Raw genomic sequence first — 26,393 nt, 5'->3', positions numbered from 1 at the left:
GCAACCTAGCGGGTGTAGACATCCCGGTCGCCGAGACGCGACGTCGGATCGAGCAGCATCTCGGCCTCCTGGCGCTTCTCGGACCCGTTGTGGTCGAAGCGGCGGTCCGCGGGCCGCTCGTAGAGCGGCTGCCCACCGGCGATCGCCGACACCAGCCGCCGCTGACCGGCCATCACCCGCGCATCTGCCCGCTGCTTGTAGTCACGCCGTTGCTCCTCCGACAGCGTGGCCAGGAACGCCTGCGGGTGCACCAGCGCGACCAGACCCGACACGTGCCCGAAGCCCAGGCTGGTGACCAGCCCCGCCTTCAGCGGGAATTTCTCCCCCAGCCGCAGCGTTTCGCGCGGCCACACGAAATGGGCGGAGCCGGCCATCTCGTCGTCGACGCAGTCCAGGCTGCGGTTCGGCGGAACGACACCGTCGCGCAGGATCTGGCACAGCCCCATGATCTGGAACACCGCCGCGCCGCCCTTGGCGTGGCCGGTGAGGCTCTTCTGCGACACCACGAACAGCGGCGCCCCGTCGGACCGGCCCAGCGACTCCGCGAGCCGCTCGTGTAGCTCGGTCTCGTTGGGATCGTTGGCCAGCGTCGAGGTGTCGTGCTTGGAGATCACCGCGATGTCGTCGGGACCCACGCCGAGCTTGGCCAGCGACCGCGCCAGCACCGACTGCTTGCCGCCTCGTCCGGCGCCGAGCGCACCCATACCCGGCGCCGGGATCGAGGTGTGCACGCCGTCGCCGAAGCTCTGCGCGTACGCCACCACCGCGAGCACCGGCAGCCCCATCTTCACCGCGAGGTCGCCGCGCGCCAGCAGGATCGTTCCGCCGCCCTGCGACTCGACGAAGCCCAACCGGCGCCGGTCGTTGGCGCGAGAGAACCTCGAGTCGCTGATGCCTCGGGCGCGCATCATCTCGGTGTCGGCAGTGGCCGCCATGTCACCGAAGCCGATGATCGCCTCCAGCGTGAGGTCGTCGAAGCCGCCGGCCACCACCAGTTCGGCCTTACCCAGCCGGATCTTGTCGACGCCCTCCTCGACCGACACCGCCGCGGTGGCGCACGCCCCGACGGGGTGGATCATCGCGCCGTAGCTGCCGACGTAGCTCTGAACCACATGCGCGGCAACGACATTCGGCAGCACTTCCTGCAGGATGTCGTTCGGCTTGTTCCGGCCGAGCAGGTTCCCGTGGTACATCGTCTGCATCGACGTCATGCCGCCCATGCCGGTGCCCTGGGTGTTGGCAACCAGGCTCGGGTGCACCCAGCGCATCAGCTCTGCCGGGGTGAAGCCCGATGACAGGAACGCGTCGACGGTGGCGACGATGTTCCACAGCGCCACCCGGTCGATCGAGCTGGCCATGTCCGGGGTGATCCCGTACACGGTCGGGTCGAACCCTGTGGGAATCTGTCCGCCGACGGTCCGCGACAGCTTGGTCTTGCGCGGCACGCGAATCTCGGTACCGGCCTTACGGGTCACTTGCCAATCCGTGCTGTCCGGCAGCGGCCGGATGACCGTGTGTTCGGGGTCGAACTGGACGAACGCCCGCGCGTCGGCCTCGCTGGAGACGACGAACGTGAAGTCCTTGTCCAAGAACACCGACACCAGAAGCGGCGATGCGTGATCCGGGTCGATCGCGCCGTCGTCGACGAACTCGCGGATGCCGGTGCGCTCCACGACCGCATCGTGGTACCGCTCGACGAGCTCGGATTCGTCGACCAGTTCACCGGTTTCGGTGTCGTACCAGCCGGGCTTCGGGTCGTTCTCCCATTTGATGAGCCCGGTGGTCCACGCCAGTTCCAGAACACCGGCCGCCGACAGCTCGTTGTCGATCTCCATCTCGTAGCGGGTACGCGACGAGCCGTACGGACCGAGTTCCGCGCCACCGACAATGACCACCAAATCGGCCGGGTCGACGTCGAGGTCTTCCCACGGCGGCGGCGGTGCCGCGGTGTAGCCACGCGGCGGCGACGGCAAGGCAGCGATGGTGCCGGCATCGTCCGTCGTCGATTCCGCTGTCTCGCTTGACATTTCCTCACGAGCCTTGGCGGCCAGCTCGGCCATGTCGAGCTGGGCGTCGGCCAGGCCGCCGGTCAGGTCGGCGCGCAACGGCTCCATCGACGCGGCCACCCGCGACTCCGGTTCGCACAGCGACAGCAGCATTGCCGCCATCTCGTCGGTGGAATACGTTGTGACGCCGGCTTCTTCGACCGCGTCGACGATCACGTCGTTGTGACCCATCAGCCCGGTGCCACGGGTCCAGCCGATCAGCGCATGCACCAGCGACACGCGCTGCGCCCACGACGTCTCTGCCTTCCACCGCGACACCACCGCGTCGAGTGCGGATTTGGCCTCGCCGTAGGCGCCGTCGCCGCCGAACATGCCTCGGTTCGGCGAGCCGGGCAGCACCACGTGCAGCCGCGACGCGATGTCGCGTTCGGCCCCGATGGTCGACAGCCCGCCGATGAGCCGCTGCACGGCCCACAACAGCACCTTCATCTCCATCTCGGCGCGGGCACCGGCCTCCGACAGGTCACCGGACACGCGCGGCGCCGCGAACGGGAACAGCAGCGTCGGCGTCTGCGCGTCCTTGACGTGAATGGACTGCGGCCCAAGGCTTTCGGTCTGCTCACTGCCGATCCACGACACCAGCGCGTCGATGTCGGAGTATGACGCCATGTTTGCCGGCACCACCCACAGCACCGCGCCGAAACGCGCGTGGTCGCGGTAAAGGGCGCGGTAGAACGCCAACCGGTCGTCGTCGAGCCGCGAGGTGGTCGCGATCACCGTCGCGCCGCCGTCGAGCAACCGCGCCACCACGGCCGCCGCAATCGAGCCCTTCGACGCGCCGGTGACCACTGCGACATCGTCGCTGTGGGTTCCCTTGCCGGGGTTCTCCGCCCCGGCCGCGGCACGGGCGAACAGCGACGCGTGAATGTTGCGGCCCGCAGCGAGCGCCTTACCCTGCCACCAAGTGGCCTGCGTGCCGACGATATGCCCGGCGCCCTCGAAGCGCTCGGCCAGCGCTGCCCAGTTGGCGTCGACCTCGTCGTCGTCCATCAGCCAGATCTTCACCAGGTCTTCGCGGGCGCTGGCCCAGCGGTCGTCGAACACCACGGCCTTGCGCCCGTCGAACACCGGCGCGACCAATCGCGGCCAGTCCGAACCGAGTTCGGCGGTGACGAGGTCGATCAGCTCTGCGTCGGTGGCCGTCGCCGGTGTGCTGACCGGGTCGTCGAGGCCGAGCTGGTTGAGCACCAGTCGGGCCGCGTTGGCCAGCACGCCGTCGCGTCCGGTGATCTGCTCGGTGAACTCCGAGAGTGCCGCCGCGTCGACGGTCGCGTTTCCGCTGCCGCCGGCCGACGGCAGCGCGACCGCGATGCCTCGGCGTGCGGCCACCGCGGCCACGGCCGCGTCGATCACCTTGTCGACCGACGCGGTGTCGGCGAGCGCGCCGTCGTGCAGGCCGCCGAGGCTGCCGCCGCGCACGCTGTTGCCTTCCCGAGTGCCGAGTGCCACCTCGACCGTGACGTGCTTGGCCCACCCGTCGCCGAGTTCCCACGTCTTGCGGACGCGCTCGGCGATGTAGTTGGGCCGCTTGCCCGACGGGCCCAGTACAGTGCGCAGCTGGTCGTTGATCGCGTCGGACAGCACGGGCCCGAACGGCTTGTAGGTGCGCGCAAGCTTGGTCAGCTGCGACTTGAGCGTGGACAGGTCGGCCTCCGCGGCGCCGTCGATGGCGCCGAGGTTCAGCTCGGACCCGAGGTCGACCAGCAGTTGGTTGCGCCGCGACGACGCACCGTCGGTGATCGACTCGATGGAGTCCAGTGGCTCGATCTGGTCGATGCGCATCTTGGCCGACAGCGCGATCAGCGCGAGCGTGGCGTCGGAGGCGTCGAACGGGATGTCGTCCGGCCGCGGCGAATTAGCCGGGGCAGTCGGTACCGCCGGTGCGGGCGCGGATTCTGCGGGCGCAGAGGCTGTTTCGACGACCTCGTCGATATCCGCCTCGGGTTCGGGGTCGGTGTCCGTCGCGAACAGGACCGCCGCGTCGCGCTCAGAGTTGAGCACTTCGACTGTGCTGTGGGCATATTCGGTCAACTTCAGCGTGTTCGACGCGAGTCCCGACACCGTCGGCGAGGACTTCACGCCGATTTCGACGAACCGCTCGACCCCGAGCCCACCGGCGGCCTCCTCGGTGAAGAGCAAATCCTGCGTCTCGATCCAGCGCACGGGACTGGCGAACTGCCACGCCAACAGCTCGATGACGACCTTGCGGCACAGCTCACGCGGCCGCTCGTTACGCCACGTGTCGTAGTCGGCGAGAACCTCGTCGAGCGGCTCGGCCGGCACGAGATCGCGGATCTCCTGGATGAAATCGCGGTCCAGGGAGAACGGCCGCGGCACCAGGTTGGGGATGTAGCGCCCGATGATCAGGTCCGGGTCTTTGTCCCGCGGCATGACCCGCTCGAGCGAGCGGCGGAACTCCGGCACGCCGACGCGCAGCACCGAGCTGTGGAAGGGCACGTCGATGCCGGGCACCAAGATGAACGACCGCTTGCCTCCGGTGATCTCGCGGCGTCGCTCGACCTCTTTCTCCAACTCCTCCAAGCCGCGCACCGTGCCGGCGATCGCATACTGCGAACCGCGCAGGTTGTAGTTGACGATCTCCAGGAATTCGCCCGTGCGCCTGGCTATCTCGTCGATGAACGCCGGAACGTCCTTGTCGGCCAAGTCGATCTGCGACGGCCGGATGGCGGCCAGCCGGTAGTTGGACCGGCCCAGCTCGTCGCGCGGCACGATGTCGTGCATCTTGCTGCCGCGGTGGAACACCACCTCCAGCAGCGCCTCGAGTTCGTAGACCCCGGACACGCATGCCAGCGCGGTATATTCACCCACCGAGTGCCCGCACGCGATCGCGTCTTCGACGAACGCGCCCTTCTCCCGCATCTCGGCGACTTGCGCGGCCGCGACAGTGGCCATCGCGACCTGAGTGAACTGTGTCAGATACAGCACACCGTCGGGGTGCTGGTAATGCACCCCGGCGGCGATCAGGCTGGTCGGGTTGTCCCGAACCACATGCAGCACAGAGAAACCCAGCGTCTCGCGGGTGAACCTGTCGGCGGAGTCCCAGACCTTGCGGGCGGCCTTGCTGCGGGCCCGGACCTCCATGCCCATGCCCTTGTGCTGGATGCCTTGGCCGGGGAATGCGTACACGGTCTTCGGTGCGGCCAGCCGTGCGGTGGCCGACATGACGAGCTCGGAGCCGACGCGGGCCGCGACCTCCAGAACCTCCGCGCCCTGGTCGATTCCGACCCGGTCGACGCGGAAATCGATTTCGGCACCGGGCTTCACCATGCCCAGGAACCGCGCTGTCCACCCGATCACCCGTGCCGGCGGCCTGGCCTGCCCGTCGGTGGCGGCGGCGACGTGCTGAGCCGCCGCGGACAGCCACATCCCGTGCACGATCGGGCCTTTCAACCCGGCCAGCAATGCGGCGGCGAAGTCGGTGTGGATCGGGTTGTGGTCGCCCGACACGACGGCGAACGGCCGCATGTCAGTGGGTGCGGTGACGGTGACGTCGCGGCGGCGCCGACGCGGCGTGTCGGTGGCGTTGTCCGACACCGCGCCTCCGGCACGCAGGGGATCGGTGAGCTCCAATGAGCCGGTGCGGCCGCGGATCGCGAACCGCTCCTGAAGCGTGGCCAGCAGCGTGCCGTCCATCGTGGTGACGGTGACCTCGACCGGCACCACCCGACCGACCTCGGTGTCGGTGGCTTCGGAAGCCGTTGCGGTGACGCTCAATTCGACAGCCTGCGTCGGCAACGTGGTGTGCAGGTGCGCGGCATGGTCGAGGTGCACCAGGCTGAGCAACCCTTCGACGACGGGGAAGCCGCTGCTGGTGGTGGCCGCGCCGATCGCCGCGAACACCGCGGGCCAGCAGCGGCCGACGAGCGCGTCGGGTACGACGCTCAGCGTCGGCGCCAGCGGCGCGCCGAACGTCGCCGTGACGCCGGTGTGGTCGGCGACCTCCTCGGGATTCCACGCGACCGTGATCCGGGCAGCACCGTCCTCGACGGCCGGCATTGCATCGGGGCTATCGACGCCGGCGGCGATCGCGAGAACCGAACGCATCGCGGCAGAGGCGTCTTGAACGGACACCACAGGCGCGCCGCCGTCGCGTACCACGTTGGTGAGCGTCAATCTGATGTCGACCCAGGTGCCCGACAGCGGAACAGACAGCACCACCTGGTCGTCAGAGGTCACTTCGAGCCGGGCACCGGTGGAATGGTGTGTGGCAGAACGGTTGTCACGCACCTGCCAGTCGGACGGGTCGGCGATGCGGTGCACTGGATTGCTGGCCATGCGGCCGGCCCAGACGACGTCCGGGGCGTCCAGGACCACGGCCAGCGGGCCGGAGACGTCCTTGCGAACCTGCCGCCGGGACAGCACCGGTCGGGGCTGGGTGCCGGACGCCAGCACCTGGTCGATGGCCGCCTGCTCGAACCGGTCGAGCAGCTCGCCGACGGGTTCGTCGACGCGGGTGATGCCCGAAACCGCTGCGGTACCGGGAATGATGCACACCGCATCGGCGTCATAGCGGGCGTCGTGGGCCTGCCACAGCGAATCGCTGCGCCACCACCGGCGCACGTCCTTGTCGATGACAGGGACGAAGTTGACCGGCTTGCCCAGGGTCTTGCACAGCTCGACAAAGAACGGCACGTCGGCCGGATGGAGCTGGATGGTCTGGGCGTCGGGGAAGCGGGTCAGCAACGCGGCGATTGCGTCATGCGGCCGCTCCAACAGTTGCGGATCGTCGAACAGGGTCTCGATCGGCCCGAAATCCTTGGGATGCAAGCGCGCTTCGGTGCGCTTGAGCATCTGCTCGAAGCGGTCGCGCCAGCTGATGTCGAGCCACGGTGTGCCGGAAGAAGCGGTGTCGGCCGTCGAATTCCCTTCTCCCACAGCCAATTCGACGTACCGGCGCAGCCACTGCGCGTACGTCATCTCGCCGACATCACCGAAATACGGTTTGCAGGTGGCGGCCATCGCGGCGATGATCTCGTCGCGGCGCGCCGCCACGGCGTCGGCGTCGCCGGCCACCTCGTCGAGCAGCCGACCGCACCGCGACGCGGCGTTGTCGATCTCGTGGATGTCAGCGCCGAGCTGACTGCGGCTGGAAGCCATGCCGCCCTGAGCTTTTCCGGCGCCGATCCACTGGTCGGTGCCCTGCGTGGCCACGAGCATCTGCTTGACCTGCGGCGAGGTGGTGGCCTCCTTGGTGGCCATCGCCGCGGTGCCTACCAGGATGCCGTCGATGGGCATCAGCGGATAGCCATGGCTCAAGGCCCATTTCCCGGACAGGTATTCCGCGGCGCGCTCGGGCGTGCCGATGCCGCCGCCGACGCAGACGGTGATGTTGGAGCGGGCTCGCAACTCGGAGTACGTGGTCAGCAGCAGGTCATCGAGGTCCTCCCACGAATGGTGGCCGCCCGCGCGACCGCCCTCGATGTGCACGATCACCGGCTTGGTGGGCACCTCCGCGGCGATGCGGATCACCGAGCGAATCTGTTCGACGGTGCCCGGCTTGAACACCACGTGGGAGATGCCGACGCTGCGGAGTTCGTCGATGAGCTCGACGGCCTCTTCCAGCTCGGGGATGCCGGCGCTGACGACGACACCGTCGATCGGCGCGCCCGCCTGGCGCGCCTTCTGCACCAGCCGCTTGCCGCCGATCTGCAGCTTCCACAGGTACGGGTCGAGGAACAGCGAGTTGAACTGGATCGCCCGGCCGGGCTCCAGCAGCGTCTGCAATTCCTCGATGCGCTTGGTGAAGATCTCCTCGGTGACCTGCCCGCCGCCGGCGAGTTCGGCCCAGTGCCCGGCGTTGGCGGCCGCGGCGACGATCTTGGCGTCTACGGTCGTCGGCGTCATGCCCGCGAGCAGGATCGGTGAGCGCCCGGTGAGGCGGGTGAACTTCGTCGACAGCTTCACTGCCCCGTCGGGCAGCCGGACCACAGCCGGGGCGTAGCTGGCCCACGGCTGCGCGACCTCCGGAACGGCACCGACGGTGAACAGGTTGCGCTGTCCGCCGCGGGTGGCCGCCGGGACGATGCCGACGCCCAGGCCGCGGATCACGGGGGCCGTGAGGCGCGTCAGGATGTCGCTGGGCCCGAGATCGAGGATCCACTTGGCCCCGGCTCGGTGCAGCTTGTCGACCTCCTGCACCCAGTCGACCGGCCGCACGAGGATCGACTCGGCCATGTCGTGGGCCAGCTCGGCATCGAGCCCGATCGTCTCGGCCCAGCGGTCGATCATCGTCACGCCGTCGGACAGCCGCGGGGTGTGGAAGCCGACCTCCACCTGCACCGGCTCGAAGGTCGGGTTGAACACGGCGCCGCCACGCAGTTTGTTCTTGCGTTCGGCGGCCTCGGTGTCGGCGATCTGCCGGCAGTACAGCTCGAAGCGGGCCAGCTGCTCGGGGCTGCCGGTGATCACCGACGAGCGCCGGCCGTTGCGGATCGACAACGCCGGCGGCAGCACAGTACGGACGTCCTTGGCGAACTCGTCGAGCAGTTCTCGGATCCGTTGCGGGTCGGCGTTGGTGACCGACACCATCGGCGGGCGGTTACCCAGCGCCGAGATGCCGCGTCGGCGCGCCACCAGCGTGCAGGCGGCTCCGATCAGCTGGATGAGCACCATGAGCTCGGCGTCGCGGGTGCTGCCGGTGGTCAGCGACTCGACGGCCAGCACACCTTGGGAGTGTCCGGCGCAGGCCACAGGCGGTGTGGCGGCGAAATCCATCCCTTGGCGGGTCAGCGCGCGGATGGCCGCCAGTTGGGTGAGCAGGATGCCAGGCATCGACGTCGCAGCCGAAGTCAGCTGCTTGGCGGTGGGCACCGGCTCACCGGCGGCCAGCGCCCGCACCCAGCGCAGCGGCTGGAACCCGATCGGACGCACCACCACGAGTTCGTCGGCGATCGGCGCCAGCATCACCTCGGCTTCGGCCACCAGAGCCGCCAGGTCGTCTTCGATGCCGGCCGACGACACCAATTCCTCGAGGTTCTCCAGCCAGCCGCTGCCCTGCCCGCCGAACGCCACCGCGTACGGTTCGCCGGCGCTGAGACGATCGACCAGGGCGTGGCTGGACGCCGGCGTCGGGGAATCGCCGTCGCGGCCAGCGGGCACCCAGTCGTGTTCGTGGATCGTCACGTGTCGCGTCTCCTCAGCATCGTTTCCGTGTCTCGCCTGTGTCCTTGCGCTGCGTCGCGAAGGGTGCTGCGATTCCCCGTCGAATCTTCAGCGGTGCCTGCCGGCCGCGGCGCGCCGGCGACGGTCCGCCGCGGCTCTGCTCGCCCCGCTGACTGCAATAAGAGTGGCATAAGAAATTGGCCGGTCACGCCCACAAGAATGGTTACTGGCGAGTTCTACGCATAAGTAACCGTCGAGTTTGTAACAAGGCGCCGATTCGGGCTCCGGAGGTTGCGCGACAAACCGCCTGCGTGCCGGTGGTTACGGTCGAGTAGCTACAACAGCGCTGTTCACAGCATGATTGTTACCAAATCGTTATGAAGAAATTTATCGACGCCCGCGTCAGCTCGCGACGGCCGGGCAAGCACTTGCTCGGGCAATCAGTCGACAATTGTTCACTGAAATCGGTGAAAAAAGTTTGCTGGCGTTGTGTCCGAAACTGCTAGTTGCAGTTAATCCCACTGACCGAAGTTCGGCTTTGGGAATGCGATTGATGTCGACGGCCACGCTGGCCCGGTCCCCCCAGTCTGCGGATCCGAACGCCCCGACGGCGTGTCGCGGATGCGACGGCAGTGTCGGCACCGCGAAGCTGAGCCGATGCACGTGCACATTCAGCTCGACGCCCGCCCGGATCGAGCCGGCGAACGCGCACGAGAACTGGCTGCGACCGGCGTGGACGGCCTGTTCACCTTCGAGGGCCAGCACGACGTCTTCCTTCCGCTCGCCGCTGCCGCAGCCACCACGGATCTGGCGCTGATGACCAACGTCGCGATCGCATTGCCGCGCAGCCCGATGCACCTGGCGCATGCCGCCTATGACCTGCAGCTGCTGTCGCGCGGTCGCTTCCGCCTTGGTCTGGGCTCGCAGATCCGGCCGCACATCGAAAGCCGTTACGGCAGCAGCTGGAGCCGTCCCGCCGCGCGGATGCGTGAAACCGTCCTTGCCGTGCGGGCCATCCTGACCGCCTGGCAGCACAACGAACCGCTGCAATTTCGCGGCGAATTCACCAAGCACACGTTGATGACCCCGACGTTCGACCCAGGCCCGAACCCGCACGGAGTTCCGCCGATCTACCTCGGTGCCCTTGGCCCATTGATGACCCGGGCCGCCGCTGAGGTGGCCGACGGGCTGCTCGTGATGCCGTTTCATTCGGCGCGCCACTTCCGCGAGCGGACACTCGCGGCGGTCGACGACGGTCTGCGCCGCGCAGGCCGCCGCCGTGCCGACTTCGACATCGTCCCGCAGGTGATCGCCGCCGTCGGGCGCACAGAGTCCCAATTGGAGGCCGCCAGCATGGGAGTGCGCCGACTGCTGGCGTTCTACGGATCCACTCCTGCCTACGTGCCTGTGCTGGAGGTCGAAGGCCGCGGTGAACTGCAACCCCAGCTCAACCACCTGTCCAAGCGTGGCGACATCGCCGCGATGACCGATCTCGTGGACGACCACCTGTTGACCACGCTCGCGGTGCGGGGCACGCCGGAGGACTGCGCCGCCGAAATCCTGACCAGGTTCGGCGATGTGGCCCAGCGCGTCTGCGTGTACTTCCCGGGCTACGAGATTCCCAATGCCGACATCCGGGCCCTTACCGCGGCGCTGCACGCGGGTTAGCAAACGACGTCGCGTCCCGTGCGGTGTGTAAGGATTCCCGCGTGATCACCTCGCAGACGGGTGGCGATGCGTCACCGCGGGTCATGATCGATCCGCGCCTGCACGATGCCGTGATTTTCCAGGTGGCGCAAGGTGATTCGGTCGATCAACTGGTCGGCCGACTACACGGCGTCGACGTCCGCACAGCCGTTGCCGAGCCCGGTCCCTCGAATGCGTCGCGGCTTCGTGAGACGGCGCGGCAGCTGGGCGCCCGGGCCGAACGCTCCGTCGTCGTCGACGCCACCCCGGACGGGATAGCCGCGGCTCGAAACGGGGGTTTCTCGTTGGTGATCGGGCTCGACCGCGACAATCCCGCCACGCTGCTGGAACGCGGCGCCGACGCCGTGGTCGGCGACCTAAGCGAGGTCGGGGTGCGCACGGGCGACCGCCCGATGTCTCAGATTCCCGACGCGCTCGAGTCCTTTGGGCAGATTGCCGAGATCATCGACGGCCATCGCCCAGCGGTGTGTCTGGACTTCGACGGCACGCTGTCGGCGATCGTGCCCGACCCGGACACCGCACGGCTGGTCGACGGTGCCGCAGAGGCTCTTGCCCGATTGGCGACGCGGTGTCCGGTCGCGATCCTGTCGGGTCGCGACCTGTCTGATATCCGTGACCGAGTGGGGGTGGCCAGCCTGTGGTATGCGGGCAGCCACGGTTTCGAGTCCGTGGCGCCCGACGGCAGCTACCGCCGCAACGACGACGCCGCGGCCGCCGTGCCAGTGCTGGAGCAGGCGGCCGAGGAACTGCGCGAGACGCTGGCGTCGGTCAGGGGAATTCGGGTGGAGCACAAGCGTTTTGCCGTCGCCGTACACTACCGTGACGTCGACGACGAGCACATCGGCGAAGTCGCGGCCAGCACGCATCGCATCGGCCGGCGCGAGCGACTTCGTGTCACCAACGGCCGCAAGGTCATCGAGCTTCGGCCCGACGTCGACTGGAACAAGGGCACGACGTTGTCGTGGATCCGTCGGCAGATCGCGGCATCCGAGGGACCGGATGTGCTCCCGATTTATATCGGGGACGACCTGACCGACGAAGACGCGTTCGACGCCGTGCGTGACGACGGCATCGGAATTCTGGTGCGCCACAGCGAAGACGGCGATCGCCGCTCGGCAGCCGGATTCACCCTGGAGAATCCCGACGAAGTGCGCGAATTCCTCGACCGGATCAGCGATTTGGCAATGGCAGCGACAGCAGGCGATTGAGCTTCGCGGTGACTGCGTCCGGCAGGAACTGATTCATCGTGGCGGTGAGCTTGCTCATCGGCGACGACGCGACCACTTTCTGGTCGTCGCGCATCATCGCGTCGAAACCCTGTCGGGCGACCTTGGCGGGATCGTCCTTGGGCATGCGGCCCACCGGGGTGTCGCGCATCTTGGCCCGGGCGAAGAAATTGGTGTCGGTGGGCCCCGGCATCAGCGATGTGACCGTGACATCGGTGTCGCGCAGTTCGTCGCGCAGGGCCTCGGCGAACGACTGGACGAACGACTTCGAGGCGTTGTAGACCGCTTGGTACGAGCCAGGCATGGTCGACGCGATCGACGACGTGAACAGCACCTTGCCGGCGTTGCGGGCCGCCATGTCCCGCAACACCAGCTTTGCCAGATGCACGGTCGAGCGGACGTTGAGGTCGACGATGTCCAGCTCGTCGGCCAGTTCCGTGTCCACGAACTTGCCGCCACGTCCGACGCCGGCGTTCAGGGCCGCCGCGGCGATCGGTCGGCCGCCCTCGGTGGCCGCTTTGTACAGATGCTCGACGCCGTCGGCCGTGCGCAGGTCGACCTGGACGGGGTGCACACGCGCGCCGCCCGTGGACAGCCGGCGCACCGCATCATGGATACCGTCGTCGTCGGCGGCGGCCACCACGTCGTAACCGTGTTCGACGAACTGGGTGGCCAGCTCGAAGCCGATGCCGCTTGACGCTCCGGTGACCAGGGCTAGGGGTTTGTCGTCAACCATTGGGGTGGCCTACCCGGAGCCGGCAGAAGTCATTCGCCGCCGGGTAAGCCTCACAACGATTCAAATTCACCCGCCGCCGCGCCGATAGACACCACCACCCGTCCGTCTGATTTGCTGGCTTCGGAACGACCGGGAACCCGCTGGCCGACACGGCACCCAAAGCTGTTGACGCTGAGCGCGATCGCCCTTGTCACTAGTAATCCGTGCCGACAGACACCCTCCTCAAGCATTTTGCTGTTCCTGCTCCTGAGGACGTAGTGACTATTGGCAACTCCTGAGCCCACCGGGGCGAACCGCCGAGATGCCCGGCGGCGCCGCCGTGCGGCTACCGGGTACCCGGGTTAATTTCCTCTGGTGAACGACTCCGCGAGCAGGGACAAGTTCGAGGCCACCGCCTCGGAAGCAGCCGACCGCAGCCAGGGCGCCTACTTCCGTCGTCTGCTCATCGAGCAGCGCGCAGAGCTCGAGGTCGCGATCGCCAAGCACCTCGGCACGATCGCCAGCTACGAGGCCGCCGGCGATCTGGCCGGCATTCGTGACATCGCCCGCCTGGTCCGCCGTGCGCAGCGCGAACAGCAAGAGATCGACTGGATGGTCGCCGCGCTGGACCGGCGGTTCCGGCCGCTCTCCTCCGCCCGCCCGGCATCAGCGCCGGCGCATCGCGTCGTGCATCCCGACGGAAGGTCACTGCTGTCGGTCAGCCGGGACCGGCGCCGTGCTGTTGGCGGCACCCACGGAGAAACACGAGCCGGGTAGGCGTGATCGAGTTCGCCATCGGCCGGCGACTTGTAGTATGCGCCCATGCCGTTGGCCGATGGCCAGAGTTTCGCGGGCTATACGATCCTGCGGCACCTGGGTTCCGGGGGGATGGGCGAGATCTATTTGGCCCGACACCCCAGGCTGCCGCGCAACGACGCGCTCAAGGTGCTGCCGACGACGTTCACCGGCGACCACGAATATCGTCAGCGCTTCAACCGCGAAGCCGACATCGCCGCCACGCTGTGGCATCCGCACATCGTCGGCGTGCACGACCGCGGCGAGTTCGAGGGCCAGCTGTGGATTTCGATGGACTACGTCGAGGGCACCGATGCGGCACGACTACTGCAAGAGCGTTATCCGCACGGGATGCCGCCCGACGAGGTAGTCAGAATCATCATCGCGGTTGCCGAAGCGCTCGATTACGCACACCAGCGTCAGCTCCTGCACCGCGACGTCAAGCCCGCCAACATCCTGATGTCGCACCCCGATTCCGATGCGCGGCGAATCTTGTTGGCCGACTTCGGGATTGCGCGCTGGGTGGATGATGCCAGCGGTTTGACCGGAACCAACATGACGGTCGGGACGGTCGCGTATGCCGCGCCGGAGCAGTTGATGGGCGAGCCGCTCGACGGGCGTGCCGACCAGTACGCGTTGGCCGCCACGGCTTTTCATCTGCTGACGGGGACGCAGCTGTTTGCGCATTCGAATCCGGCGGTCGTCATCAGCCAGCACCTCAGCGCGCCGCCGCCAGCCATCGGCACTCGACGGCCTGCCCTGTCGGATTTGGGGCCGGTGTTCTCCAAGGCGCTGGCGAAGAGCCCGGCCGATCGCTACGAGAGTTGCACGGCGTTCGCGACGGCACTTGCCCATCGGCTGGGCACGGTGGCCGCCGAGACCGGCGCGACCGAGGTCACCACCGAGGCGCCCGCGGCATCGGGGCCCAGGCATAAATCGGAGCAGCCGAGCCCGGTGCGGAAGCGCTCGCGAGTCCGCCCGGTCATAGTCGTCACCGTGGTGCTGGCGCTGCTGCTCGTGGGCGTCTCCGCTGTCGCAGTGCTGCTGTTCGGCCGAGACCGCGAGCTGTCGGCGTCACCGAGCCGTGAGCCTGCGCGGCCGGCATCGCCGAGCGCAGCATCAGCCGGTCCGGCGGCGCCGGCGATGCCGGTGGTACTGATCGGCGCCGACTGCGCGACCCTGGGCGCCGCAGGCGTGACATCCACCGGCGCGCAGGCCTACTGCTCGAAGTTGCCGACGACGGGTGACACGGTGTGGTCGCTGTACACCAGCTCGGTGCCCGCCCCGTCGGCTGCCACCCCGGGTCCCACCGATCAGGTGTACGAGCCGGGCATCGAACAACAGGTGCGGGTCTGCGTCGAGGAAACCCACCAGACGAGGCTGAAGTGTCGCGAAGACATCCGGCGCGGCAACATCTTCGGGCCGCCGTGACCGTCAATTGCCTTGCGCCAGTGACCGGTTGACCGCCTCGGCCGCGTGCCGGTGACCGAGCACCTCGAAGCCGACGACCGTGACGACTGGCGCGAGCGTGACCACGACCAAGCACAACGGCATCGACACCCCCGCCGCCGCCAGGCCCACCGACGCCACGAGCACCACCGCGGTGAGCACCAGCAGCAGCACGTGGAACACATCACGCGTGTGCACCAGCAGCATGTACAGCAGATAGACCGCTGCGATGAACGCGGCCACCGGAACGGCCACCGACAGCACCGTGGCCACTGACCCAAGCTCGGCGTGGTGCTCGATATAGAACGCCGCCACGTGTAGCCCGGCCCCGGTCGCGACGATCGCGCCGATGACCAGGAGATGAAGATAGCCGAACCAGAACGAGCGCTCCCGGTGCGCGTGCAGCAGCGGCGCCGCCGGCACGACGTAGTAGGTCCACCACATCCCGAAGGTCAGCCCGATACCGGCCACCGCGACCAGTACGGCTCCTACGCTCCAGCCTTGCTGCGCCACGACCGCCGACAGCGATGCCACGGTGCCGATCACACCCTCGCCGAGCGCGATGATGGTCAGCAGACCGTAGCGCTCGACGATGTGATGGGCGTGCCACGGCGTACCCCCCTTTCGGGTTTCGGCGACGAACGGGCCCAACATCTCCACTGCGATGAGGACACAGACGAACACCAGCGTCGTACGAAACGTCGTGTGCGCCACGAACAATCCGACCCAGCCGATCTGTGCGACGGCGACGTTCGCCGCGTACGTCAGACACGCGGCACGGTGCTCCGTATCCTGCGTGGCTGCCCGCAGCCACTGGGCGATCATCGCGACCCGCATCACCACGTAGCCGGCGATCATGATCCGGTTGTCGATGTAGTGCCCTTGAAGCACCGAAGCGAACGTCTGCGGCAGACCGAGCGCCAGGACCACCACGCCGACCATCTGCACCATCGTGGTGAGCCGATACACCCAGTCGTCGGTGTCGTATGCCGAGGCGAACCAACTGAAGTTCACCCACGCCCACCACACCGCGAACGTCGCGAACATGAACGCCAGCAGACCCAGACCGACATGGTTCTCCGCCAGTGCATGCGCGAATTCTGAAGCGGCGACGCCGAATCCGACGACGAACGTCAGGTCGAACAACAGCTCCAGAGGTGTCGCGACGCGGAACTGCTCATGCGGGTCGCGCCCAGACATGCGGCGCAGGCGGTGCGCCGGTGCGGACTTCGTCTGGTCTTGCTGCGGCACGCGGTTCCTTCCTCGGACGACCATCAAGCGATGCGGTCGTGGCCCGATTATCGACCGCGCCGGAGCGGTTAGCGCCTTCCAGTGCGGCGTGGGGCGCGGGTGTCACCCGCCACGCTGACCACTTTGGTGTCGGATTGCCCTTGGTCCTGCAGCTGCACGACGCCCTCGGCGTCGCTGCCGACAGGTTTGGCCGCGCCCTCGAGCACTTCTCCGACGAAGCGCACGGCCTGCGGCAGGGCGCTGTTGGTGAGCACCTTGAACACGGGCACCGCCGCGATGAACACGGCAAGCGGCGGCTCGAGCAGGCCGAGACCGACTGCCGCGGCCAGGCCGCCGAAATATCCGACCGAGCGGGGTACGTCCACTTCGACTCGGCCAACTTGGATTTCGAGCACGTTGCCTGGCGCGCCGAACCTGATCTGTACCGCCTTATCGGTTGCCATCGCTACTCCTCGTGTTGTGCGGCAGGCGTTTTCATGCGTCCTCGAGTGCTTCGCCCAATTCCTGTGCCACCTTGCTGTGCTGGTTGCTGGCCAGCGCGTGACCGGCTCCAATGGCCAATGCGATGGGCCAGTCGATGATCTCGAGCGCGGCCAAGCCCGCCAGGGCGCCGTAATACGCCAGTTGTTCGGGCCGTGGTATCCGGACGCGGCCCAGCACGGGCAGCGATACCGCGAATGTGTCGGCGTCGCGCACTCGCTGTACCGCGGTGCGGTGTGGGACGTGGCGTCGTGAGTTTTCGGTCATTGTTCGCCTTCTCGTCATGGCCAATTCATTCGATGAGCGCTATGTGTCGGTCACAGTGGGCAGCGTGCCGATTCGACCTGCCGGTGTGAGCTCCGATCCGTTGACCGACGTGGTGGCGGGGCTGCTGGCCGTGCCGCTGCGCGAACTGTATGCGGCGCTTTGGCGCGCCGGCGTCGTCGAAATCGTCGATTGACCTGACACCACCCGACGCTGCCCGATTAGCCGCGAAATCGCTTCTGCGGCAAGCGTTGCCGCCGCTGCAGAGCCAAGCGCCTGCGCCCAGCCAACCGGTCCCAGGGGTGTGTTTCCCAGCAGCTGACTGACGCCGGGAGTGCTGACGAGAGTTCCCATCGCGGCCAGCGACCCGAGAGCGGTCAGCACCACCAACCGGCTGCGCGAGTCGAGCAGGGTCTGACCCAGCTGGGTGGCGACGAGCGCCACCAACGCCACGGTGGAGGCGCGTCGTGGCCGGCCGGTGAGGCTGGCCAGAGTCCAGGCCAGCGTCGCGCCCGCGGCGGTGGTGGCGCCCCGAATGCCGACGGTCCGCCACAACGCCGCCTCGTCGGGGCCGCGCAGCGCCGGGCCGGTGGTCGTCGGTTCGCTGACCGCAAGCGCCGCCGCCGGCAGCGCGTCGGTCAGCATGTTGACCAAGAGGAGTTGCCGTGTGTTCAGCGGTGAGCGGCCGGTGACGGTGCTGCCTGCGATCGCGAACAACACTTCGCCCGCGTTTCCGCCGAGCAGCACGCTCACCGCCGCCTGGACGCGCAGCCAGAGTTTGCCGCCTTCTTCAAGCGCGTCGAGCAGCGAGCTGATGCGCCCGTTCAGCAGCATGACGTCGGCTGCGGTGCGGGCCGGGTCGCTTCCGCGGGCGGCCACGCCGATGCCGACGGTGGCCGCGCGGATGGCCGCCGCGTCGTTGGCGCCGTCGCCGACCATCGCGCAGACCCTGCCCGTGCGTTCGAGCGTTTGGACCACCTGCACTTTGTTCTCCGGCGACATCCGGGCGAACACGAGGCGGTCTGCGACAGCCCGCTCCTGCCCGCGCCGTGACAACGCGTCCCATTCGGCGCCGCTGATGACTTGCTCGGCAGTGACGGCCACACCGAGTTCACGGGCAATCGCCGCGGCGGTGATCGGATGGTCGCCGGTGATGAGCCGTACCGCGATGTCCTGCTCGGCCAAGGCGGCCAGCAGCTGCGCAGCTTCGCCGCGCGGAGTGTCCGAGAGTCCGAGCAGACCGGTGATCCGCAGCCCGCGCCGGCACAGCCCCACCAACGCTTCGGGATCTCCTGCGGCGGCTCGTCGCTGGCGCGGCGTGAGCGTCCGCTGCGCCACCGCGATCACTCGCAGCCCTTGCCCGGCCATCGTCCGCACCGCCCGCCGGTGTCCGGGTCCGTCGTCGCCGCACGCACCTAGCACCGCCTCGGGGGCACCTTTGACGGTGAGCGTGTCACCCGCCAGCGTCGCCGAGAACGGGCGCCCCGACCGGAAGGGCACGTGCCCGATCACGTCATTACGCGCGGGAGCGGCGGCCGCCTCGAAGACCGCCGCGTCGGTGGCGTGTGCGAACCGGCCGTCGCCGTCGGGCAGCGGCGTGGCCTGCGCCGCGCACGCGAGGACGTCGTCGCGTGAGTGGCCCGAGGCGGCGTAGACCTGCGTCACCCGCAGCCGGTTCTCGCTGAGCGTTCCGGTCTTGTCGAAGCAGACGACGTCGACCCGCCCGAGCGCCTCGACCGACCGCGGAGTGCGAACCAACGCGCCCGCTCTGGTCAGCCGCCGTGCCGAGGCCTGCTGGGCCAGCGTCGCCACCAGCGCAAGCCCTTCGGGCACCGCGGCGACGGTGACGGCCACACCACTCGCGACGGCCTGCCGCAAGCCGCTGCCACGCAACAGCCCGAGCATGCTGACCAAACCTCCGCCGGCCAGGCTCACCGGCCACGCCTTGTCCGTCAGGTCACGCAGCTGCCTCTGCAGGCCGACGTCACCGTGGTCGGCTCCGGGCACCTCGGCGGCGCGGCGCGCCTCGGTCAGCGGCCCAGCGGCGGTCACTACCGCGACACCGGTGCCGGCGGCCACCGTCGTCGCGGCGTAGATCATGCACGCCCGCTCCGCGAGCGCGACGCCCGGGGTGGCGTCGACTTGCTTTGCCACGGGCAAACTTTCGCCGGTCAGCGTCGATTCGTCGATTTCCAGGTCGGCGACGTCGATCAGCCGGGCGTCGGCGGGTACGACCTCTCCGGGGCGCACTTCGATGAGCTCGCCCGGCCGCAGGCGGACGGCGTCGACGTCGACGTAACGGCGCGACCCGTCGCTGTCGACGCGCAGCGTTCGCGCCGAAGGGACCTGAACCGCAAGCAATCTGCGCAGCAACCGCTGCGCACGCACCTGCTGGGTTGCGGCGAGCGCCGAGTTGAAGGTAAGCACCGAGCCGACCAGCACCGCGTCGACGGGCGAGCCCAGGACGGCGCTGGCCGCCGAGCCGGTCGCCAAGATCGGAGTCAGCGGGTCGGACAGCTCGTCACGCAGTGTGGTGACGAACTCGCCCACAGCATCGCGTACCGACTTCAGCGTGTGCCGGGCCGCATGCGCGGACGTCTTCACCGTGCCCGCCGACTGCCGCACCGGTGGGTCCTGCGCGGGTGCGGGCAACAACCGCCGGACCTCCTCTACTGACATGGCGTGCCAGTCGTTGACGGCGGCCGGGGGAGGCACTGAAGACCGAATGACCTTGCGTGCCAAGGAATATCCGGTCCACAGCCCGGCGGCCGCACCGGCGGTGACCGGGCCGGGTCCACGTCCGCGCACCCCCGGCACCATCAGCAGCGCACCGAGCAGCGATGCCGCGGTGGAAAGCTCGACGCCGCGCCGGCTGGCTGTGCGAGCCCCGGGCAACGCGTGCAGCAGCCGCCATGCCGCCGCGAGGTCGTCGACCATCAGGTCCGCATGCCATGGCGGTGATAGTCCCTCACTAAGCACGCCGATCCCAACGTCGGCGAGCGACATCGCTTGCGGCGCATGGTTTCCCACGAACAACACCGTGCGCCCGTCAGCTTGGAGCCTGGCCACCGCGGCGTGCAGCCCATCGTCGAGTGAGCCGTCCACTGGCGCCAAGTCGTCGAACGACGACCGCAGATCGTCCAGTTCGTCGATGTCCAGCGACGTCACGGCGGCCCCGGACCGGCGGGCCTTGGCGATCAGCGCCGCGGCCAGCGGATGGTGCATGTGGCGCACCAGCACCTGCACAGCATGCGGCGAGGCTCCGTTACCGCCCCAACCCCCAGGGTTACCGCCCCAACCCCCAGGCACGGTGTTCCAGCCCGGTGCCAGTGCCCCGAGTTCCAGTCGGGTTTGCGCCCAACGCCATATCGCCGACCTGTCCTCGTCGGGCGCGCCTCGGATTCGGCTCACCCGCAAACCATGGGCGGCGAGTGTGCGCGGGTCGATCAGCACCGCGTCGACGCGGTCGAGCCGGCGAACTGCCTCGGCCCGTAGGGCCAGCACCCCGCAGCGATCGGAAAGACCGCGAATCAGCGTGCTGGCGAACGCTTCTCGCGCCATCCGGGCTGCCTTCGGTGCTGCGACGACCGCCGCGGTGGCGGCTGCATCAGGGCTGCGGGTCAGGGCCGCGACCGCGGCCACCCCGGCCGCTTGTGCGATTGCGCTGCGATCGCCATGCCGTTCCACCGGCCCGGGTGGGAGCGGCTGACCGCGGTTCGGGACCGCCATCCCATCGCTTTCGGCGTGGCCGGCGAGCATGTGCTCGTGAGCGGCCCAGCAGCGTTGCTGCGAGCGTGACTCCGCAACCCGGGACAGGTGCAACATCACGTCGACCCCTAACGAGGCCCATGCACCGGTCGCGGTGTACACGGCCGCGCCGGCCAGGGCCAGCGCAGTGTCGGTAGTCGTTGAGCCAAACCAGCTTTCGAGCAGCCGCCGTAGCCGTGGCTGGTAATCCAGGATCGTCACCGCAGCCGCGACACCGACGGGAAGCCGGGGAAGCGGCAGCGCCCGCCCCGCCAGCGCGGCGCCCAGCCCGACGGAGGAAGCGGCCAGCGCCGCCATCCGGCCGGCGAGCGTAGCGCTGTCACCCGGCAAGTCCAGGGGCCTGTCTTTCGGCATGTGTTCGCCCGCCCGTTCGGCCTGCGCGACCGTGCCGCACAGCGAATGCACCGGCGCGCTTCCGTCGGCCAGGGTGACGACCACCCGTGACAGCGGATAGTTCAGCGCGGCTGCCGTCACCCCGGGCTGAGCACGCACGACGGCCAGCACGTGTTCACCAATGGCATGCCCGTGCTGTGAATCCCGTAGGCCCCGCACCGATATCCAGGCGCGGCCGTTGCCGTGCCAGCACCGGCGTCCGCGTGCTCCGTCGGACAGCAGCGCTGCCGCGCTGCGAACGGGCACGGTCGCAAGCCCGATGCCGCCGCCGACGACGGCCGACGTGGTGTGCAGCGCTGCGTTCAGCGGAGCAACCGCGACCGTGGTCAGCAGTCGGGTCAGATGCATCGAGACGCCCCCGCAGCGCAGATCAGCGGCTGGTGGTGGGGCGGCGGGATGTGCTGGCCTTTCGCGTCCGCTTCTGCGCAGCGGTCTTGCGCGGGGCGGACTTTCGGGCCCCGCCCCCGCCACCGTCGCTGTCACCGTCGACCGATTGCAGCGGCCGTGGCGCAGACACTGCGGGCGCCGCCTCGGACCGCTTGCCGAGCTGATGGACCACCAGCGCGGTACCGCCGATCGTCAGCAGCACCGGCCACTCCACTAACCCCGCCGCGCCGAGCGCGCCCAGCGTCAGGGCGGCGGCCGAAGTGGAATGACTTCCGGTGCTCATACCGTTGCGGATTCCCGAAACCGTGCCCTGAACGCCGCCGATCACTCCGTTGATCGCCGCGCCTCCAATCGCCCCCGCCGCTGCCGTGGTGGCGTCTGCGGTTCGCGTGATGACGCGGGCCGCGCTCCGGGCGATGTCCATTTCACAACTCCTGACTGCCCACAGAGGAACCGGCCGCTTCCACCGCCGGCGATTTCGTGAGGCTACCCCTGAAAACCTGGGCCTAACCTGGGAATTCCGGCTCGTCGATGTCGCGGCCGGTGGCCAGGTCCGAGCAGTCGACGAACTCGACGTCACCGGCGGTTCGCAGGTATGGGCCTGCGCCGTGGTCGCCGGACATCTTCTCGATCACCTTTGGCCAGTGGCGCCGCCCGATCACGACGGGATGGCCGGGCTGGTCGCCGAACACCGCGCGTGCCAGCCCGCTGCCAGAAACCAACGCGCGCTTGACAACTCGTGCCACTACCGACGCGCCCACGTCGGGTGTGTCGACGACGTGCAGCACCGCGTAGTCCGCGTGCAGTGCGGCGGCCTGGGCGAGTCCCGTGCGAACAGAAGCGCTCAGGCCGCTCTCCCAAAAAGGCGCAGTCACCGCGATGACCCCCGGCGGAGCGGGGACCGCGGCGGCACCGAGAACGAGGATCACGGGATCACAACCGCCGTCGGCCAGCGCGCTGAGCGCAGCCGTCAGCCAGCCCTCGACCAGAACCTTCGGCTTGCCGTACCGCCGGCCGGCCCCGGCGGCCAGCAGCACGCCCGCGATCACCGGAGGTGACGTCATCCGCATCGACCCGTTCCGTCTGCAGCGGCTGAAAATGCCGCTGCCGCTATTTGAGAATAGTGATCTCCTAACGGCCTACACTCAGTTCGTGCGCGACGTGATCGACGAGCTCATGTCGGTGTGGCGGACCGGCGGTACAGCCGGTCTCGCCACCGTTGTTCGCACCATCCGTTCCGCGCCGCGCGCAGCGGGGGCCGCGATGGTGGTGGCTCCCGACGGGTCCGTCGCCGGCTCGGTGTCAGGCGGATGCGTCGAGGCGGCGGTCTACGAGCTGGCCCAGGAGGTGGTGCGGACCGGGCGACCCGTCCTGCAGCGTTACGGCATCAGCGCCGAGGACGCGTTCGACGTCGGCCTGCCCTGCGGCGGCGAGATCGACATCTTCGTGGAATCGGTGTCGCGCAAGCTCTTTCCCCAGCTTGACGACGTCGCCGAGGCGATCACGGCGCACCGGCCCGTCGCGGTGGCTACGGTGATCGCGCACCCCGACCCCACCTGGCTGGGTCGACGGCTGGTGATCGGCCCGGAGCACGCCGACGGGTCGCTCGGCTCCGCCCGCGCCGACGCGGCCGTAATCGACGACGCCCGGGGCCTGCTGTCGGCGGGACGCAGCGCAGTTCTGGCCTACGGTCCGGACGGCCAGCGTCAAGGAGCGGAAATGCAGGTGTTCGTCGCCAGCCACGCGCCGCGACCGCGGATGCTGATTTTCGGTGCCATCGACTTCGCCGCCGCGCTGGCCCAGCAGGGCGCCTTCCTCGGATACCGCGTCACGGTGTGCGACGCCCGACCGGTGTTCGCCACCACCGCACGGTTCCCCGCAGCCGACGAGGTCGTGGTGGACTGGCCCGACCGGTACCTGAGCGCCCAGGCCGCGCAAGCAGCGATCGACTCACGCACTGCCATCTGCGTACTCACCCATGACCCGAAGTTCGACGTGCCCGCACTACAGGTGGCGTTGCGGCTGCCCGATGTCGGCTACATCGGTGCCATGGGCTCGCGGCAGACCCACGAAGACCGGCTGCGCCGGCTCCGCGAAGCCGGGCTGACAGAGACCGAGGTGAGCCGGCTGGCCAGCCCGATCGGCTTGGATCTGGGCGCACGCACCCCCGAAGAGACCGCGGTCTCGATCGCAGCGGAGATCATCGCGCGGCGCTGGGGCGGAGGGGGTCGGCCACTGTCCGAGGTCGACGGGCGCATCCACCACGAGTTGCCCCAGGGCGCCGCGACGGCGACGGCCTGAGCACTGCCGAACGTGAACGTAGGAAGAAAAAGCGACCGAAATCCCGCAGACGTTTCCCGCTCGGCGACAGCACTAGTACGCTCACACGCTGAGCGACTGCTTAGCGCCGTGGACGTGGGCGCAACAGACGGATGGGAGTGCCAGTCATGACGAACACCGTCGCCACCCGTTATGCCGGGACCCGTGTCCCGCGCGTCGAGGACTCGCGGTTGCTCACCGGCCGTGGCACCTTCGTCGACGACGTCACCCGCCCCGGGATGCTGCACGCCTGCTTCGTGCGCAGCCCCTATGCCCATGCCCGCATCAACGGCATCGACGCGTCGGCCGCGCTGGCGCTGCCGGGCGTGCGGGCGGTGTTCATCGCGGCCGACCTCAACCCCGGCGTCAGAGAGGCCTGGCACGCGGTTGCCGGCAAAGACATCCCTGATACGCCCCGCCCGCCGCTGGCCGAGGGTGAGGTGAAATTCGTCGGCGACCCGGTCGCGCTCGTGGTCGCCGAAAACCGCTACATCGCCGAAGACGCGGTCGAGCTCGTCGACGTCGACTACGAACCCTTGCCGGCCGTGGCGGACTTCACCACAGCCGTGGGCGCCGACGCCGTGGTCCACGAGGCGTATCCCGACAACGTGGCGGGAGGACTCGGCGGAGCGCCGCCCGACGAGGAAACCTTCACCAATGCGGCTCACGTGGCGGCCGCAACGATCTACCAGCAGATGTACGTGCCGGTGCCGATGGAGACCCGAGGCCTCGTCGTCGAATGGACGGGAGCCTCCGAAGAACTCACCATATGGGCGTCCAGCCAGTCGCCGCATGAATTGCGTGCCTTCGCCGCGCGGCTGCTGGGAATCCCCGCCCAACAAGTGCGGGTGATCGTGCGTGACACCGGCGGCGGGTTCGGCCAGAAGGTCGTTCCGATGCGTGAAGACATGTGCATCCTGCTGGCCGCGCACAGACTGCCCACCGCTGTGAAGTGGATCGAGGACCGGCGCGAGAACCTGATGGCGGCCGGACAGGCCCGCCACGTACTGGGCAACGCCAGAATGGCCTTCGACGCCGACGGCAAGATCCTGGCAGCCGACATCGACTTCCTCCAGGACGTCGGCGCATATCCGACGCCGTACCCGGTGTTGAACCAGGCCGCGATCGGCATGTTCTTCCCGGGGCCGTACCGGGTGCCTAAAGCCAGCTTCAACTACAAGTGCGTGTTTTCCAACACTGCCGGGCTGGTGGCCTATCGCGGTCCCTGGCAGTTCGAAACCCTCGCTCGCGAAATCCTTTTCGACATCGCTGCCCGCAAGATCGGCATCGATCCCGTCGAACTGCGCCGCCGCAATATCTTGCGCGGCGACGAGATGCCGTACTTCAACCCCAACGGCATGCCGTACGACCATGTGGCACCGGCGGACACCTTCGAGCAGGCTGTGAAAATCCTTGACCACGAAGGCTTTCGCAAGGAACAAAAAGACGCGTTGGCCGAAGGCCGCTACATCGGGCTCGGATTCTCCGCCTACATCGAGCCGACCGCCGCCGCGACCGGCTACATGGCCACCGAAGGTGCGACGATCCGCATCGAGCCGACCGGCAAGATCAACGTGTACGTCAACGGCGGTTCGAGCGGCAACAGCATCGAGACCACCGTCGTGCAACTGACCGCAGATGCCCTGGGCGCCAAGCTCGATGACGTCGCAACCATTCAGGGCGATACCGCTGTGACACCCTACGGCGCCGGCTCACAGGGCAGCCGCAGCGGCCCGATGACCGCCGGGGCTGTCAGCGAAGCCGGCGCGATGGTGCGCAAGCAGATCGTGGCGATGGCCGCCCATTATCTCGGTGTGGAGCAAGACCAGATCGAATTGGCCGATTCGCGCGCCAGCGCCCGCGGCGATGCGGCCAAGAGCGTCAGCTTCGCCGATCTCGCATACCGCTCCTACTACGAGCCCCAACAGCTGCCACCCGGAATGCCGGCTTCGCTGGAGGCCACCGCGCGATTCACCTCCGCGGCACCCATTCACTGGGCCAACGCCACGCATGCGTGCACCTGCGAGGTCGACGTGGAGACCGGCCATGTCAAGCTCACCCGCTACATCGTCAGCGAGGACGTCGGCGCGATGATCAACCCGAACGTCGTCGAAGGCCAGATCGCCGGCGGCACCGTGCAGGGCATCGGCGGCGCGCTGCTGGAAAACCTCGCCTACGACGACGAGGGCAACCCGCTGGCGTCGACGTTCGTCGACTACCTGCTGCCGACCGCCACCGAGGTGCCGCCGATCGAATTCGGGCACGTCGAAATTCCCGGCCCAGGCGTCGGCGGCTACAAGGGCGTCGGCGAGGGCGGCGCGATCGGATCCACGCCGGCGGTGATCAACGCGATCAATGACGCGCTGGCCCCGTTGGGCGTCACGCTGACCAAGCTGCCCGCTACTCCCGCGGCGATCGTCGAGTTGATCGAGCAAGCGACCAGGTAAGGAT

At 68.5% G+C, this 26,393-nt stretch carries 14 protein-coding genes and 1 pseudogene; 7 read left to right on the top strand and 8 right to left on the bottom strand.

Annotation, left to right across the window (positions count from 1 at the left end):
- Nucleotides 1-5: 5 nt before the first annotated feature.
- Nucleotides 6-9,209 carry a fatty acid synthase subunit beta domain-containing protein gene (locus AC5Y4N_RS14320; RefSeq protein WP_499908862.1) on the bottom strand — a complete coding sequence of 3,068 codons (9,204 nt, stop codon included), beginning with the start codon at nt 9,207-9,209 and terminating at the stop codon, nt 6-8.
- A 636-nt stretch (nt 9,210-9,845) separates the two neighbouring features.
- Between AC5Y4N_RS14320 and AC5Y4N_RS14315 the strand changes: the two genes are divergently transcribed.
- Together AC5Y4N_RS14315 and otsB are read left to right on the top strand one after the other, a co-directional pair.
- Nucleotides 9,846-10,856, top strand: coding sequence for a TIGR03617 family F420-dependent LLM class oxidoreductase (locus tag AC5Y4N_RS14315; RefSeq protein ID WP_499908864.1), 1,011 nt, complete (start codon nt 9,846-9,848; stop codon nt 10,854-10,856).
- Between the two features lie 83 nt (nt 10,857-10,939).
- Complete coding sequence (gene otsB, locus AC5Y4N_RS14310; RefSeq protein WP_499909314.1) at nt 10,940-12,103, top strand: trehalose-phosphatase; 1,164 nt, start codon at nt 10,940-10,942, stop codon at nt 12,101-12,103.
- Here otsB and AC5Y4N_RS14305 read toward each other — a convergent pair.
- Nucleotides 12,066-12,857 (bottom strand): SDR family NAD(P)-dependent oxidoreductase, encoded by a 792-nt coding sequence (locus AC5Y4N_RS14305; protein WP_499908866.1) that lies wholly within the window; start codon nt 12,855-12,857, stop codon nt 12,066-12,068. The two genes, otsB and AC5Y4N_RS14305, sit on opposite strands and share 38 nt — an antisense overlap.
- Before the next feature lie 354 nt (nt 12,858-13,211).
- Here AC5Y4N_RS14305 and AC5Y4N_RS14300 point away from each other — a divergent pair, with 354 nt between their 5' ends.
- Nucleotides 13,212-13,613 (top strand): hypothetical protein, encoded by a 402-nt coding sequence (locus AC5Y4N_RS14300; RefSeq protein ID WP_499908868.1) that lies wholly within the window; start codon nt 13,212-13,214, stop codon nt 13,611-13,613.
- A gap of 45 nt (nt 13,614-13,658) precedes the next feature.
- Nucleotides 13,659-15,062 carry a serine/threonine-protein kinase gene (locus tag AC5Y4N_RS14295; protein WP_499908870.1) on the top strand — a complete coding sequence of 468 codons (1,404 nt, stop codon included), beginning with the start codon at nt 13,659-13,661 and terminating at the stop codon, nt 15,060-15,062.
- Nucleotides 15,063-15,065: 3 nt separating this feature from the next.
- On the opposite strand, the gene AC5Y4N_RS14290 is transcribed toward AC5Y4N_RS14295, so the two are convergent.
- From AC5Y4N_RS14290 to AC5Y4N_RS14280, 3 genes are all read right to left on the bottom strand, one after another.
- Complete coding sequence (locus AC5Y4N_RS14290) at nt 15,066-16,331, bottom strand: low temperature requirement protein A (protein ID WP_499908872.1); 1,266 nt, start codon at nt 16,329-16,331, stop codon at nt 15,066-15,068.
- A 68-nt stretch (nt 16,332-16,399) separates the two neighbouring features.
- The gene (locus AC5Y4N_RS14285; protein ID WP_499908875.1) at nt 16,400-16,774 is read right to left on the bottom strand and encodes a hypothetical protein; all 375 of its coding nucleotides are present in this window, start codon (nt 16,772-16,774) and stop codon (nt 16,400-16,402) included.
- Nucleotides 16,775-16,805: 31 nt separating this feature from the next.
- A complete protein-coding gene (locus AC5Y4N_RS14280; RefSeq protein WP_499908877.1) occupies nt 16,806-17,078 on the bottom strand; it encodes a hypothetical protein in 273 nt (90 codons plus the stop codon).
- 16 nt (nt 17,079-17,094) lie between these two features.
- Here AC5Y4N_RS14280 and AC5Y4N_RS14275 point away from each other — a divergent pair, with 16 nt between their 5' ends.
- Nucleotides 17,095-17,271 (top strand): Rv1535 domain-containing protein, encoded by a 177-nt coding sequence (locus AC5Y4N_RS14275; RefSeq protein WP_499908879.1) that lies wholly within the window; start codon nt 17,095-17,097, stop codon nt 17,269-17,271.
- A gap of 92 nt (nt 17,272-17,363) precedes the next feature.
- Here AC5Y4N_RS14275 and AC5Y4N_RS14270 read toward each other — a convergent pair.
- From AC5Y4N_RS14270 to AC5Y4N_RS14260, 3 genes and pseudogenes are all read right to left on the bottom strand, one after another.
- A pseudogene (locus AC5Y4N_RS14270) lies at nt 17,364-19,754 on the bottom strand (cation-translocating P-type ATPase); the annotation flags it as partial.
- Between the two features lie 1,852 nt (nt 19,755-21,606).
- A complete protein-coding gene (locus tag AC5Y4N_RS14265) occupies nt 21,607-22,047 on the bottom strand; it encodes a hypothetical protein (protein WP_499908881.1) in 441 nt (146 codons plus the stop codon).
- Nucleotides 22,048-22,129: 82 nt separating this feature from the next.
- Complete coding sequence (locus AC5Y4N_RS14260) at nt 22,130-22,687, bottom strand: nucleotidyltransferase family protein (RefSeq protein ID WP_499908883.1); 558 nt, start codon at nt 22,685-22,687, stop codon at nt 22,130-22,132.
- An 88-nt stretch (nt 22,688-22,775) separates the two neighbouring features.
- Between AC5Y4N_RS14260 and AC5Y4N_RS14255 the strand changes: the two genes are divergently transcribed.
- Together AC5Y4N_RS14255 and AC5Y4N_RS14250 are read left to right on the top strand one after the other, a co-directional pair.
- On the top strand, nt 22,776-23,924 hold the full coding sequence (locus AC5Y4N_RS14255; protein WP_499908885.1) for an XdhC family protein: 1,149 nt from the start codon (nt 22,776-22,778) through the stop codon (nt 23,922-23,924).
- Between the two features lie 146 nt (nt 23,925-24,070).
- Nucleotides 24,071-26,389, top strand: a complete 2,319-nt coding sequence (locus tag AC5Y4N_RS14250; RefSeq protein ID WP_499908887.1) for a xanthine dehydrogenase family protein molybdopterin-binding subunit — start codon at nt 24,071-24,073, stop codon at nt 26,387-26,389.
- The last annotated feature ends 4 nt before the right edge of the window (nt 26,390-26,393 follow it).

It is taken from the genome of Mycobacterium sp. NGS19 (genome assembly GCF_059813155.1).
The sequence above is the reverse complement of the archived record's forward strand: the minus strand, read 5'-3'. Positions and strand labels throughout refer to the sequence as shown.

Coding starts and splice junctions, on each gene's coding strand:
- AC5Y4N_RS14315 (WP_499908864.1), top strand. CDS start 9,846: ATGCACGTGCACATTCAGCTCGACGCCCGCCCGGATCGAGCCGGCGAA.
- otsB (WP_499909314.1), top strand. CDS start 10,940: ATGATCGATCCGCGCCTGCACGATGCCGTGATTTTCCAGGTGGCGCAA.
- AC5Y4N_RS14305 (WP_499908866.1), bottom strand. CDS start 12,857: ATGGTTGACGACAAACCCCTAGCCCTGGTCACCGGAGCGTCAAGCGGC.
- AC5Y4N_RS14295 (WP_499908870.1), top strand. CDS start 13,659: ATGCCGTTGGCCGATGGCCAGAGTTTCGCGGGCTATACGATCCTGCGG.
- AC5Y4N_RS14285 (WP_499908875.1), bottom strand. CDS start 16,774: ATGGCAACCGATAAGGCGGTACAGATCAGGTTCGGCGCGCCAGGCAAC.
- AC5Y4N_RS14280 (WP_499908877.1), bottom strand. CDS start 17,078: ATGACCGAAAACTCACGACGCCACGTCCCACACCGCACCGCGGTACAG.
- AC5Y4N_RS14275 (WP_499908879.1), top strand. CDS start 17,095: ATGGCCAATTCATTCGATGAGCGCTATGTGTCGGTCACAGTGGGCAGC.
- AC5Y4N_RS14265 (WP_499908881.1), bottom strand. CDS start 22,047: ATGGACATCGCCCGGAGCGCGGCCCGCGTCATCACGCGAACCGCAGAC.
- AC5Y4N_RS14260 (WP_499908883.1), bottom strand. CDS start 22,687: ATGACGTCACCTCCGGTGATCGCGGGCGTGCTGCTGGCCGCCGGGGCC.
- AC5Y4N_RS14250 (WP_499908887.1), top strand. CDS start 24,071: ATGACGAACACCGTCGCCACCCGTTATGCCGGGACCCGTGTCCCGCGC.